This window comes from Aliiroseovarius sp. B-4, from assembly GCF_056857795.1.
This window is the reverse complement of sequence record NZ_JBSXNV010000042.1, coordinates 74634-87495: the sequence shown is the minus strand read 5'-3', so window position 1 is coordinate 87495 and position 12862 is coordinate 74634. Positions and strand designations below refer to the sequence as shown.

12 protein-coding genes are annotated in these 12862 nt (G+C 58.4%); 9 read left to right on the top strand and 3 right to left on the bottom strand.

Annotated elements, in window-relative coordinates; translation table 11 throughout:
• Positions 1-39 precede the first annotated feature (39 nt).
• The 8 genes from AC13C8_RS18865 (at position 40) to AC13C8_RS18830 (ending at position 8080) form a co-directional block, all read left to right on the top strand.
• Positions 40-1152, top strand: coding sequence for an S-(hydroxymethyl)glutathione dehydrogenase/class III alcohol dehydrogenase (locus AC13C8_RS18865; protein WP_091431703.1), 1113 nt, complete (start codon positions 40-42; stop codon positions 1150-1152).
• A 133-nt stretch (positions 1153-1285) separates the two neighbouring features.
• Positions 1286-2263: an iron exporter MbfA gene (gene mbfA / locus AC13C8_RS18860; protein WP_091431705.1), complete on the top strand. Its 978-nt coding sequence runs from the start codon at positions 1286-1288 to the stop codon at positions 2261-2263.
• Between the two features lie 88 nt (positions 2264-2351).
• A complete protein-coding gene (locus AC13C8_RS18855; RefSeq protein ID WP_091431707.1) occupies positions 2352-3278 on the top strand; it encodes an AEC family transporter in 927 nt (308 codons plus the stop codon).
• Positions 3275-4387 (top strand): NnrS family protein, encoded by a 1113-nt coding sequence (locus AC13C8_RS18850; protein WP_482848701.1) that lies wholly within the window; start codon positions 3275-3277, stop codon positions 4385-4387. Before AC13C8_RS18855 ends, AC13C8_RS18850 begins: the two co-directional genes overlap by 4 nt.
• A gap of 33 nt (positions 4388-4420) precedes the next feature.
• Positions 4421-5254, top strand: coding sequence for an S-formylglutathione hydrolase (gene fghA / locus AC13C8_RS18845; protein ID WP_091431712.1), 834 nt, complete (start codon positions 4421-4423; stop codon positions 5252-5254).
• A gap of 6 nt (positions 5255-5260) precedes the next feature.
• Entirely contained in the window at positions 5261-5710 is a 450-nt protein-coding gene (locus AC13C8_RS18840; protein WP_482848700.1) for a YaiI/YqxD family protein, read from the top strand.
• Between the two features lie 327 nt (positions 5711-6037).
• Positions 6038-6892 carry a 3-mercaptopyruvate sulfurtransferase gene (sseA, locus tag AC13C8_RS18835; protein WP_482848699.1) on the top strand — a complete coding sequence of 285 codons (855 nt, stop codon included), beginning with the start codon at positions 6038-6040 and terminating at the stop codon, positions 6890-6892.
• 3 nt (positions 6893-6895) lie between these two features.
• Positions 6896-8080, top strand: coding sequence for an amino acid aminotransferase (locus AC13C8_RS18830; protein ID WP_482848698.1), 1185 nt, complete (start codon positions 6896-6898; stop codon positions 8078-8080).
• Between the two features lie 27 nt (positions 8081-8107).
• Here the strand turns inward: AC13C8_RS18830 and AC13C8_RS18825 are convergent, their stop codons facing one another.
• From AC13C8_RS18825 to AC13C8_RS18815, 3 genes are all read right to left on the bottom strand, one after another.
• Positions 8108-8530 (bottom strand): SRPBCC family protein, encoded by a 423-nt coding sequence (locus AC13C8_RS18825; protein ID WP_482848697.1) that lies wholly within the window; start codon positions 8528-8530, stop codon positions 8108-8110.
• A 176-nt stretch (positions 8531-8706) separates the two neighbouring features.
• Positions 8707-10023 carry an ammonium transporter gene (gene amt, locus AC13C8_RS18820; protein ID WP_482848696.1) on the bottom strand — a complete coding sequence of 439 codons (1317 nt, stop codon included), beginning with the start codon at positions 10021-10023 and terminating at the stop codon, positions 8707-8709.
• A gap of 19 nt (positions 10024-10042) precedes the next feature.
• On the bottom strand, positions 10043-10381 hold the full coding sequence (locus AC13C8_RS18815) for a P-II family nitrogen regulator (RefSeq protein ID WP_091432692.1): 339 nt from the start codon (positions 10379-10381) through the stop codon (positions 10043-10045).
• Positions 10382-10649: 268 nt separating this feature from the next.
• Between AC13C8_RS18815 and AC13C8_RS18810 the strand changes: the two genes are divergently transcribed.
• Positions 10650-12848: a transglycosylase domain-containing protein gene (locus AC13C8_RS18810; RefSeq protein ID WP_482848695.1), complete on the top strand. Its 2199-nt coding sequence runs from the start codon at positions 10650-10652 to the stop codon at positions 12846-12848.
• Positions 12849-12862: the final 14 nt, after the last annotated feature.

The following is a 12862-nucleotide window of genomic DNA, read 5'->3' as shown; positions in this document are numbered from 1 at the left end:
TCCCGCAACCTGCCTGTAACATAGAATAGGAGAGACACCATGCGCACCCGTGCAGCCGTCGCCGTGGAAGCCGGCAAACCGCTTGAGATTATGGAGGTGAACCTTGACGGCCCGAAAGCGGGCGAGGTTCTGGTAGAGATCAAGGCCACCGGTCTTTGTCACACCGATCTGTTTACCCTGTCAGGTGCAGACCCAGAAGGCTTGTTTCCCGCGATCCTGGGCCATGAAGGTGCCGGTGTGGTGGTCGAGGTCGGGCCAGGTGTCACCTCACTTCAGGTTGGCGATCACGTGATCCCGCTTTACACACCCGAATGTCGTGAATGCGAGTACTGTCTGAACCCAAAAACCAACCTGTGCCAGTCGATCCGATCGACACAGGGACAGGGCCTGATGCCTGACGGGACCAGCCGCTTCTCGATGCTCGATGGAACGCCGATCCTGCATTATATGGGCTGTTCCACATTTGCGAACCACACTGTGCTGCCCGAAATAGCATTGGCGAAAGTGCGCAAGGACGCTCCGTTTGACAAGATTTGCTATATCGGTTGCGGCGTGACCACGGGCATTGGCGCTGTGATCAACACCGCGAAGGTCGAAATCGGATCCACCGCGATTGTGTTCGGGCTGGGAGGGATCGGCCTGAACGTGTTGCAGGGCCTGCGTATGGCCGGGGCGGATCAGATCGTCGGTGTGGACCTGAACGATTCAAAAATCGAGATGGCGACCCGGTTCGGCATGACCCATTTCGTGAACCCCTCGAAAGTCGAGGGTGATCTGGTCGCCCATCTGGTCGAACTAACAGGCGGTGGCGCGGATTATACCTTCGATGCCACCGGGAATGTCGGCGTCATGCGCACCGCATTGGAAAGCGCGCACAAGGGATGGGGCGAAAGCGTCATCATCGGCGTGGCGCCTGCCGGTGCCGAAATCTCGACCCGCCCCTTCCAGCTGGTCACGGGACGTGTCTGGCGCGGCACAGCCTTCGGTGGCGCGCGAGGTCGCACAGACGTGCCGCAGATCGTCGATTGGTATATGGACGGCAAGATCGAGATTGACCCGATGATCACCCACACAATGGGTCTGGACGACATCAACAAGGGGTTCGACTTGATGCATGCGGGTGAAAGCATCCGCGGCGTCGTCCTTTATTGACGCACCACCTGACTGGAAGAAACGTAAAAGGTGGCAGGACACCGCAAGGTCGCCTGCCCCACTTTTTTTTGTGGGGTTGTGTCGCAGAGAAAAACCCATAAATTAGAACCGTTCTAATTTAGGAGCCTATGTCATGCTATCTGGCACCCTTAACCGTCGTCGTTTTTCGGACCTGTCTGAACAGGAAATTCTCGCCCTTGCCATCTCGAACGAGGAAGACGACGCGCGTATTTATCGTCAGTATGCCGAACTCCTGCGCACAGACTATCCAGCCTCGGCCAAGGTGTTTGATGGCATGGCCGAGGAAGAGGACGAGCATCGGCGCTTGTTGATTGATGCCCACAAGGCACGGTTTGGGGATATGATCCCACTGATCCGGCGCGAGCATGTCGCGGGGTTCTATGCCCGCCGCCCGGTGTGGCTGGTGGAAAATCTGGGGCTTGAAACCATCCGGGGCGAGGCCCGCGAGATGGAACGACAGGCCGAACAGTTCTATCGCAAGGCCGCTGATCGCACGTCGGATGCCAATGTCCGCAAGCTGTTGGGTGATCTTGCCGCCGCCGAAGCCGACCACGGCAATGTCGCAGGGCAGTTGGAAGCCGACCACCTGAGCGGCGATGCCCGGTCGGAAGAAGATGCAGACGCCCATCGCCAGTTCGTTTTGACATGGGTGCAACCGGGCCTTGCGGGCTTGATGGATGGGTCGGTCTCGACCCTTGCACCAATCTTTGCCACCGCCTTCGCCACGCAGGACACGCACACAACCTTTCTTGTGGGGCTGGCTGCCAGTGTTGGCGCCGGCATTTCGATGGGCTTCACCGAGGCCGCGTCAGACGACGGCGAACTGTCGGGGCGCGGCAGCCCCGTGAAGCGCGGCTTTGCGTCCGGCATCATGACGACGCTGGGCGGGCTTGGACATGCCCTGCCCTATCTGATCACCGATTTCTGGACCGCGACGACCATCGCCATTATTGTCGTGTTCATCGAGCTTTGGGCCATCGTCTGGATCCAGAACCGTTTTATGCAAACCCCGTTCATGCGAGCCACGCTGCAAGTGGTCGTTGGCGGCGCGCTGGTCTTTGCTGCGGGGGCGTTGATCGGGGGCGGTTGACGTCAGCTTCGCCGCACAAAAAGCGTTTGCACACCGCAAGATGCACAGACATCTCGTCAATGCGTAATCCTCATGCTAGGGCTGGGCAATGATAGATGTTCTGTTGCAAACACTCCCTTTCTTTGCCGTCATCGGACTGGGTTTCGGGGCCGCTGCGCGCGGCTTTTTCCCGCCTGAGGCCACGGCCTATCTGACGCGCTTCGTATTCTACTTCGCGCTTTCGGCCATGCTGTTTCGCTTTTCCGCCAATCTTGGCCTGTCCGAGGTCGTCAGTTGGCCATTCATCTGGGCCTACGCGCTTGGCGGTGGGGCAGTCTATCTGTTGGCCACTGCCGTCGCCCTGTTCCGCAGACGCGGGCTGGAAGAAGCAGCCGTCGAAGCGCAATGCGCGGTCATTGGCAACACCGGCTTTCTGGGGGTGCCGATGCTGGCGCTGCTTATGGGCGAAGCGGCCATAGGCCCCGTGATGCTGGTTCTGGCCGTCGATCTGTTCCTGTTCGGCAGTCTGATCGTGATCCTGATCACAGGATCGCGCGATGGGCGGATCAGCCCGGCGGTTCTGGGAACGGTGGGTAAAGGGTTGATTACCAACCCGATGATTGTCTCGATGGCGCTTGGGTTTGCGTGGGCGGCATCCGGCTGGGCTTTGCCAGAACCGGTCAGTCGGTTTCTGGACCTGCTCGCAGGTGCCTCGACGCCCGGTGCCTTGTTTGCCATTGGCGCATCCCTTGCGGCCAAATCCGCCGAACGGATCAGAACTGCGGTATGGCTGTCTTTCGCCAAGCTGATCCTGCACCCGCTGGCCGTCGGCATTCTGGCATTCCTTGTCTTTCCGGTGGACATGTTCTCGGCCAGTGTCATGGTCGCCGCAGCAGGGCTTCCGGTGGCGGGCAACGTCTATATCCTGGCCCAGCACTACGGCGTTGCGCCGCAGCGCGTTTCGTCGGCTATCCTGATATCGACAAGCGCATCGATTCTAACCGTTTCTGCCATTCTTGCCTGGTTGTCCCCATGATCCTTCTGTCCGGCGCATATCGCCTGTTCTTTCCATTCGCGGCGTTGTTCGCCGGCACTGCCATTCCCATATGGTTGATCTATCACGCCGGTGTGGTTGAACGTATGAACAACCCCCTGCTGTGGCACCAACACGAGATGCTGTGGGGCTATGTGCCCGCCGCTATCGCAGGTTTCCTGTTCACCGCAATCCCAAACTGGACGGGACGCCCAGCCTTGGGGCCCAAAACGGTTGCGGGTCTGTTTGGCCTTTGGCTGACCGCGCGTATCGCCATGTTTGCCGCCCCTGACGGTGCGCTGTCACACACTGTGGCTTTGGCTTTTCTGCCGATTGTTGCTCTGCTGGTGCAGCGCGATCTGATTGCCGCCCGCAACCGCCGCAACTATGTCGTCGCTGGCGTCGTGCTCGCTCTGGGTCTGGCGCAAGCCGTCTTTTTGATGTCAGATGCTCAGCTTGGGCTGTCCATGGGCTTTGCCCTGACATTTATCCTGATGGTTCACATCGGCGGTCGAGTGACCCCGGCGTTCAGCCGCAATTGGCTGAAAAAGCGTGGGGTCAAGAACCTGCCCGCCGAATTTGGCCCGGTCGATCAAGCTGCCATTGGCCTAAGCGCGGCAACGGCTGCCAGTTGGATCGTGTTCGACCCGGGTGTTGTCACCGGTATACTGGCCGCCTTGGCTGCGATCGCCCTTGCCCTGCGTTTATCACGCTGGCGGGGCTTTGCCGTCACGCAAGAGCCGCTTTTGTTTGCACAGCACGCGGGCTATGCGTGGCTTCCGATCTCGATGACGCTTCTGGCGCTGGCGTCGCTGACTAATCTTGCAAATATCGGGCAGGTTCACCATGCGCTTGGCGCAGGTGCCATTGGTTCGATCACCATGATCATGATGCTACGCGCCCTTTTGGGTCATTCGGGCCGACCAATCGAAGGCACACGATTCGACCGCGTGTATCTGAATTTCGTGCATGTCGGCGCGGTCCTGCGCGTCACTGCTGACTGGACCGGCGATCCCACGTATTTCTATCATCTTGGGGGCGTTTTCTGGTCGGTCGCGATGATCTGTTTTTTCGTCCGCATATTTCCCATTGCACTGGCACCACGTGTCTAGTTAGCTCACCCACATCAGTTGAGGGAGCCGCAGATGGAAACGTTATCAGAAAACGCCTGTTTCGGAGGCACGCAAGGCGTCTATAAACACGCATCAAAAGCGACCGGCACCGACATGACATTTGGGCTGTTCAGCCCGGTCGAGGCACAAGACGGCCCCGTGCCTGTTCTTTGGTTTCTATCTGGTCTGACCTGCACTCATGAAAACGCCATGACCAAGGCCGGCGCGCAATGCTGGGCGGCGGAACATGGCATCGCCCTGATTTTTCCAGACACCAGTCCACGAGGGGATCATGTGGCAGATGATGACGCCTATGATCTGGGGAAAGGTGCAGGCTTTTACCTCAATGCCACGCAGGATCCATGGGCCGCGAACTTCCAGATGTGGGATTACATAATCGAAGACTTGCCCGCGCTGGTGTTCGACCACTTCGCGCTGGACCCTGAACGACAAGGCATCACCGGTCATTCGATGGGGGGGCACGGTGCCCTGACCATCGCAATGACCCTGCCCGAGCAGTTCAGGTCCGTGTCTGCCTTTTCTCCGATCTGCAATCCGACCGCGTCAGATTGGGGCCGCAAACAGCTTGAGGCATATCTGGGCGATGAAGAAGATGCCGATTGGTTGGCCCATGATGCAAGCCACCTGATGCGCCAGCGCGGGTTCGATGGTCCGATGTTGATCGACACCGGCACCAAGGATCAGTTCATCGACCTTCTGCGCCCCGAAACGTTGGCCCACGCTATCGCGAGCAGACGCCAGCAAGCCGTATTCCGTATGCAGCCCGGCTATGACCACAGCTATTTCTTCGTGTCCTCGTTCATGGAAGAACATGTTGGCTTCCACGCCGAAGCGCTCTGGGCTTGATCTGACGTGGTCGTCTTTGTGGATGCCGACGCCTGCCCGGTAAAGGCCGAAGCTGAAGCCGTGGCCACCCGTCACAAGACCAAAGTGTTTTTCGTATCCAATGGCGGGTTGCGTCCGTCGCAAAACCCCTTGGTCGAAATGGTCTATGTTCCTGATGGGCCGGACGTGGCCGATATGTGGATCGCAGATCGCGCGGGGCCATCAGACGTGGTGGTCACGGGTGATATCCCGCTTGCCGCCAAATGCGTCGAAGCCGGGGCGCAGGTGTTACGCCATTCCGGCGAGCGGTTCACCGAAAGCAATGTGCGCGAACAGCTTGCGATGCGGGATTTGATGACAGACTTGCGCGCCGCCGACCCGTTTCGGCAGGGTGCCGGGCGCGCGTTCTCAAAATCCGATCGCGCGCGGTTTCGCGAGGCATTGGAGATGGCATTGCGGCGCGTTGGTTCCACCTAGGCGACAGGCGGATTTCCGCAACAATACCAGACGGTAAGGGGAGGCACGGGTTGCAATTCCCCTTACATATCCCCCTGTAAATGATGTTTGATAAATGTGACCAAAGGCGCTGCCGTTTTGAGGCGTTCCAACACACCCGACGGTAAATTTGCCAACCGGCCTGACCAGAACGTGAAATAGGGCAAGAAGACATTTTTAATGACGCGTGACAGGGGAAGGCTTCGGCCTTCCCTTTTTTCCGCCCCATTCCGATGTTTGCGCACGCAGACTTGCGTATCTGCGCCTTGCACACTAGGCAGATATGGCAAACTGACCGGAGGGAAAGTCATGCCGCATAGCGACCCAAGAACGCTGGTTTCAACCGACTGGCTTGCCAAGCATCTGAAAGACCCGGACCTGCGCGTGATCGACGCCAGTTGGTATATGCCGGACATGGGCCGCGACGCGCGTGCCGAATACGACGCGGCACATATTCCTGGCGCTCGCTATTTCGACATAGATGAAATTGCAGACCTGCGATCAGACCTTCCGCACATGATGCCCCCGGTTGAAAAATTCATGTCCCGCGTCCGCGCCATGGGCATCGGCGATGGCCATCAGATCGTCGTCTATGATGGTATGGGTCTGTTTTCCGCCGCGCGTGTCTGGTGGATGTTCCGCCTGATGGGCCACAGGGACATCGCCGTGTTGGACGGCGGTTTTCCGAAATGGCAGGCCGAGGGGCATCCCATCGAAGACCTGCCCCCTGTCGTCCGCGACCGTCACATGACAGTCGTGCGACAGGCCCATATGGTGAAAGACGTCACACAGGTTGCAGCAGCGTCAAAGCTGGGCGATCATCAGATCATCGACGCCCGGTCTGCCGAACGGTTCCGCGGCGATGCGCCCGAGCCGCGCGAAGGGTTGCGTGCGGGCCATATCCCGAACTCAAGGAATGTGCCGTTTGGCAGTTTGCTGAACGACGACGGCACAATGAAATCTCCGGAGGAGATGCGTGGCATCTTTGAAGCTGCGGGCGCGGACCTTGAAAAGCCCGCGATCCTAAGCTGCGGATCGGGCGTGACCGCAGCGATCCTTGCGCTGGCGCTGGAGCGAATGGGCCATGACCGCCACGCCGTCTATGACGGAAGTTGGGCCGAGTGGGGCATGTATAACGACCTGAAAGTCGAGACCGGAGAATAGACGATGTTCAACAATCTGAACCCTCAGCCCAAAGACAAGATCATTGCGCTGATGAGCCAATACCGCGAAGACCCGCGTGAAGGAAAAATCGACCTTGGCGTCGGGGTTTACAAGAATGCGCAAGGCGTGACCCCGGTCATGCGCGCTGTGAAAGCCGCCGAGAAGGTGTTGTGGGATCTTGAAAGCACGAAATCCTATACCGGGTTGGCTGGCGACCCGGCGTATTGTCGCGCTCTGTCTGGTCTGGTTTTGGGCGAAAGTGTCGGTGCTGACCGCCTGTCCATGGCCGCCCAGCCAGGCGGCACGGGTGCCATTCACCAAGCGGTCGAGCTGATCAAGATGGCCTCTCCCGACGCGACGATCTGGCTGTCCGCACCCACGTGGCCGAACCACCCGTCGATCATCAAGCATCTGGGCATGAAAATGGCCGAGTATCGCTATTTCGACAATGAAAGCCGCGCTGTTGATTTCGACGGAATGATGGAAGACCTGAAGGGCATCAAGGCGGGTGACGCGGTGCTGTTACACGGCTGCTGTCACAACCCGACCGGCGCGAACCTGACCTTGCCGCAATGGAAAGAAGTGGCCGCGCTGATCGTCGAAAAAGGTGCAACGCCACTGATCGACATCGCCTATCAGGGCTTTGGTGATGGGCTGGATCAGGATGCCGCCGGTGTTCGTTTGATCGCGCAAACGGTTCCCGAGGCATTGATTGCGGCGAGTTGTTCGAAAAACTTCGGCATCTACCGCGAACGCACCGGGCTTCTGATCGGCATCTCGCAAAATGCTGAACAGGCTGGCATCACCCAGCAGAACCTGACCCACCTGAACCGTCAGAACTTCAGCTTCCCGCCCGATCACGGCGCGCGTCTTGTGACCATGATCCTTGAGGATGACGGCCTGCGCGCCGACTGGATGGCCGAGCTGGAAGAGGTCCGCACCGGCATGTTGTCCCTGCGTGAAAAACTGGCGAGCGAATTGCGCGCGCGCACCGGGTCAGACCGCTTTGGCTTCATTGCCGAACACCGCGGCATGTTCTCGCGTCTTGGTGTAACACCTGAACAGGTCGAGGCGCTGCGCGTCGATCACGGCATCTATATGGTCGGAGACTCGCGGATGAACATCGCGGGTCTGAATGAAGAGACGGTGCCGTTGTTGGCAGAAGCGATTGTGAAGGTTGGGGTGTAACACGTTATCCAACGCACCTCGACACATCTATCGGGAGGCGTTTCCGCTTTCTGCTTCGACAAAACGCTTGAAGTTATCCAGTATCGCCTGCCAACCGGCGCGCTGCATGTCGGCAGAGTTCTGGTCCTCTGGCTCGAACGTTTCGCGTATCGTTGTTTTTCCACCTGCTTCAGAAAACTGAACACGCAGCTTCCGCCCACCAAACTCTGCCTCAAGCAGGTTTGGTTTTTCGATGCGCGTGTAGGTTCCGGAGAAGTCAAACCCCATGGAGCCATCCTTGGCTTCCATGCGACTGCTGAATTCACCTCCGACTTTCAAATCCACACTGGATTTGGTGGTGTGCCAATCATCTGACGCTGCGTTCCATTGAATGATCGCCTCTGGGGTGGTCCAGGCAGTCCAAACGGCATCGATGGGGGCGTCAATCGTAGTCTCGATGGTGATTTCCATGTCAGTTCTCCTTTTACCGCAGATCGGAACACGGTGGATCAATCTGACAGTAGCATCCAACACCCCCTTAGCAAAAACAAAGAGAAGGAGGCGATTGCCCCCTTCTCTCTCCCTGTTGGCCCTGGCTTTGCGCGGCCAACGCGTGCCGGGGTTGATCCCCGGCACATTTATTCTGATCACCCGTTGGTGAACTCGGGATAGGCTTCCATGCCCAGCTCGGCCATGTCCAGCCCGTTGACTTCTTCCTCTTCGCTGACACGCAGACCCATCGTCGCCTTGATGATCGCAAAGACGATGAAGCTGACCACGAAGACAAAGATGCCGATGGCAAGGAACCCCATGATCTGGGTGCCATAGCTGGCGTCTGCGTTGGTCCAGGCCACGATGAACGTGCCCCAGAAACCTGCCGCAAGGTGAACCGGGATCGCACCGACCACGTCGTCGATCTTCAGCTTGTCCAGCAGCGGCACGACAAAGACCACGATCACCCCACCGATACCGCCGATGATCAGTGCTTGGAACAGTGACGGGGCCAGCGGTTCTGCCGTGATCGACACCAGACCCGCCAGTGCACCGTTCAGGGTCATCGTCAGATCGACTTTCTTGAACAGAAGCTGCGTCATGATCATCGCAACGACGGCACCCGAAGCTGCGGCCATGTTGGTATTGGCAAAGATCCGCGCCACGTCCGACACGTCCGAGATCGTGCCCATCGCCAGTTGCGAACCACCATTGAACCCGAACCAGCCCAGCCACAGGATGAATGTCCCCAGCGTTGCGAGCGGCAGGTTCGACCCCGGCATCGGTACGGTGCGACCGTCTTTGTATTTACCAATGCGCGGACCAAGGGTCAGGACACCTGCCAGAGCGGCGAAGCCACCGGCAGCGTGCACAAGGGTGGAACCTGCGAAGTCCGAGAAACCCGCTTCCGACAACCAGCCGCCGCCCCACTGCCAACTTGCTTCGATCGGATAAATAAAGCCGGTCAGAACGACCACGAAAGCAAGGAACGGCCACAGCTTGATGCGTTCGGCCAGCGTTCCCGACACAATCGACGCCGTGGTGGCGCAAAACATCAACTGGAAAAAGAAGTCAGACGCGCCGGAGGCATAGCCAATGTCCACCGCATCGGCAGCAACACCAACCGGATCGAGCGACGTCACGGCAAAGAACGGCCCAAGCCAGCCTTCGATCAGCCATTCACCGGGATACATGATGCCATAGCCCGCGAGCCAATACATGATTGCCGCGATGGAAAAGAGCGCGACATTCTTGGTCAGCTGCATGGTCACGTTCTTTGAACGGACAAGACCAGCCTCCAACATTGAAAAACCTGCGGCCATCCAGAACACCATGATGCCACCCAGAAGAAACAGCACGGATGTGAGGATGAATTGCGTATGGGCGGCGGCCTCGCCGCCCGCCTCTTGGGCCAAAGCCAAGCCGGGCAATGCTGCCAGCAGGGCTGTCGATATTACAAGTTTATGTTTCATTGTATTTCCTTTCGCGCGCTCAAAGGGCTTCCAAGCCGGTCTCGCCGGTGCGCACGCGCAAGGCGTCGCCCACATCGAGGGTGAAGATTTTGCCGTCGCCGATTTTGCCGGTGTGCGCCGACTTGGCGATGGTTTCGACAACATCAGGTGCCAGATCATCGTCAACGACGATCTCCAGCTTTACTTTTGGCAGGAAATTCACGGCATATTCCGCACCGCGATAAATCTCGGTATGGCCCGATTGCGCGCCGAATCCTTTTATTTCTGTGACCATCATCCCCGTCACCCCGACCGAGGTCAGCGCCTCGCGCACCTCTTCCAGCTTGAACGGTTTGATCGCTGCTATGATCAGTTTCACGATCTTTTCCTTTCTGTCCCACATCCCGGGCACGCACGGAACGGCATACCTTCCGTGCTATTCAGTGCGTCAGAACCGGGTGAAGGACAGGGTTGGCATAGCTTCGCCGACGCCCAAAACTGTGGTTGCGCAAAAAATGCTGCGCATGCACAATGATGTGCTTAAATTTTAGACGTTGCGAAAAGTCGCAGGCGCCGGATGAACCGGCTACACTCTTCGAAATCGATTCGTTAATCTGGATCAACCGAGCAGACGCGGAACCAGTATCATGAGCCCAACCGGACCAAAGCGCCCCAAATTGGTGGCAGACAAGCGGTATTCAAAAACCAAGCCAGCGGCCAAGAAGCCCGTTCGGCGCAAGACACGTAAACCCGCCACCAAACGCACCGCACGGACACAGCGGCCCAAGGGTATTCTGGGCTGGCCGATTTTCTTGGTCGGCTGGGTCGTTCGGTTAATCTGGCGGCTGACATGGAAAAGCGCGGCCGTGGTCGCGCTGATTGTCGCGATTGCTGTATTCTATTTCGCGTCCACAATTCCTGATTTGAATGCGCTTCTGGACGGGCGGGCAAAGGGATCTGTTACGATTCTCGACCGTTACGGCGCGGTTTACGCATGGCGCGGAGATCAACGTGGCCGCACGATCACCACAGAAACCGTCAGCCCTTATCTGCGCGACGCCGTTGTCGCCAGCGAAGACAAGCGATTCTACGGCCATTTGGGCATCAGCCCACGCGGCATCGCGAGCGCCATTCGCATCAACCTGAGTGAAGGTCGCGGCCCCTTGTCAGGTAACGGTGGCTCGACGCTCACCCAACAGGTCGCAAAACTTCTTTGTCTGGGTGTGCCTTTTGACCCGGACCAATGGAAAAACGAAGCAGCCTATGAGGCCGATTGTCGCCAAGGCTCGCTGCGCCGCAAGATCAAGGAAGCCGTCTATGCGCTGGCGCTTGAGACCAAGTTCTCAAAAGACGAAATCCTGACCATCTATCTGAATCGTGCCTATCTTGGCGCCGGTTCGTATGGGTTTGATGCCGCAGCGCAGCGATACTTTGCCATCCCTGCGTCAGACTTGAACCCCGCTCAGGCTGCGATGCTGGCGGGCATGTTGCCGAAACCGTCAGTCTATGCACCCACTGCCGATCTGAAGCGATCACAGGATCGGGCTGCAACGGTTCTGCGCCTGATGAATGAACAGGGATATCTGAGCGACGCGGATGCTGCACAATACCAAGCCAACCCAGCCACCCTGTCCGGTGCTGCGAAGGCACAGACCGGTGGATATTTCGCCGACTGGATTATGGGCGACCTGCCTGCTTTCCTGACGCGCAAGACGACCGAAGACGTGATCATCAAGACCACATTGGACCCCCGGATACAGACAGCCGCCGAAGAGGCAATGGCAGAAATCTTCGCCACCAAGATCTCTGAAGGCTCCGATGCAGAAGCTGCAATTGTGGTCATGAGCTCAGATGGCGCCGTGCGCGGTATGGTCGGCGGGCGCGAAACCAAAGTGACGGGCGCGTTCAACCGGGCAACACAGGCGAAACGTCAAACCGGGTCCGCATTCAAACCCTTCGTTTATGCGGCCGCGCTGGATATGGGCTATCGCTGGGATGATTTCATTCTCGATGAGCCCTATTGCGTAAACGTCGCTGGGTCGGGTGAATGGTGCCCGAAAAACTATACCCGTCAGCATTATGGCAATGTTAGTCTGACCGATGCACTGGCCCGGTCGTTAAACGTTCCAGCCGTGAAGGTGGCCCAGGACGTGGGGCTGGAGGCCGTGCGCAGTGTCGCCTCGATGTTCGGCATCGAAAGCGATCTGGCGGCTGGCCCCGCGCTGGCTTTGGGGGCATCAGAGAGCACATTGCTTGAAACCACAGGTGCCTTTGCGGGCATTCTGAACGGTGGTTCGGCGGTGATCCCCTATGGTTTAACGGAACTAAGCCTTGTCGGCGAAAGTGACCCCTTGATGACACAGACCGGCGGGATCGGCGAGCGTGTCATCTCGCAACAGGCGGCACAGCAACTCATCTATATGATGAGCCGCGTCGTCGAAGCCGGCAGCGGACGTCGCGCCAAGATCGAAGGGCTTGAGATTGCAGGCAAGACCGGCACAACGACGTCGTCTCGCGACGCATGGTTCATTGGATTTACAGCTGATTATGTGATGGGCGTGTGGATGGGTTATGACGACAACACGCCCCTGAAAGGTGTCACCGGCGGCGGATTGCCCGCCCAGATGTGGCGCGAAGCCATGGTCCGCATCCAATCAGAGCTTGTGCCCTCGCCGCTTCCAATGATCCGACCGGGAAGCGCACCGCAGTTCGATGGGAGCGTGATCACATCGGATGGCCGCGTTGTCCAGGGACAGGGCAACCGCCCACAAGGCGGGCAGAATGTCGGCCAAGCGGTCGAAGACGCGCTGATTGGTGTGCTCCGCTCGATCTTTGGAAAGAACTGAGGCCGCGAATTTTG

Excerpts from the sequence above, each read along its gene's own strand:
- AC13C8_RS18825 (WP_482848697.1), bottom strand. The coding sequence starts at position 8,530 with ATGGAAATCACCATCGAGACTACGATTGACGCCCCCATCGATGCCGTT.
- amt (WP_482848696.1), bottom strand. The coding sequence starts at position 10,023 with ATGAAACATAAACTTGTAATATCGACAGCCCTGCTGGCAGCATTGCCC.
- AC13C8_RS18810 (WP_482848695.1), top strand. The coding sequence starts at position 10,650 with ATGAGCCCAACCGGACCAAAGCGCCCCAAATTGGTGGCAGACAAGCGG.
- fghA (WP_091431712.1), top strand. The coding sequence starts at position 4,421 with ATGGAAACGTTATCAGAAAACGCCTGTTTCGGAGGCACGCAAGGCGTC.
- sseA (WP_482848699.1), top strand. The coding sequence starts at position 6,038 with ATGCCGCATAGCGACCCAAGAACGCTGGTTTCAACCGACTGGCTTGCC.
- AC13C8_RS18830 (WP_482848698.1), top strand. The coding sequence starts at position 6,896 with ATGTTCAACAATCTGAACCCTCAGCCCAAAGACAAGATCATTGCGCTG.
- AC13C8_RS18865 (WP_091431703.1), top strand. The coding sequence starts at position 40 with ATGCGCACCCGTGCAGCCGTCGCCGTGGAAGCCGGCAAACCGCTTGAG.
- mbfA (WP_091431705.1), top strand. The coding sequence starts at position 1,286 with ATGCTATCTGGCACCCTTAACCGTCGTCGTTTTTCGGACCTGTCTGAA.
- AC13C8_RS18855 (WP_091431707.1), top strand. The coding sequence starts at position 2,352 with ATGATAGATGTTCTGTTGCAAACACTCCCTTTCTTTGCCGTCATCGGA.
- AC13C8_RS18850 (WP_482848701.1), top strand. The coding sequence starts at position 3,275 with ATGATCCTTCTGTCCGGCGCATATCGCCTGTTCTTTCCATTCGCGGCG.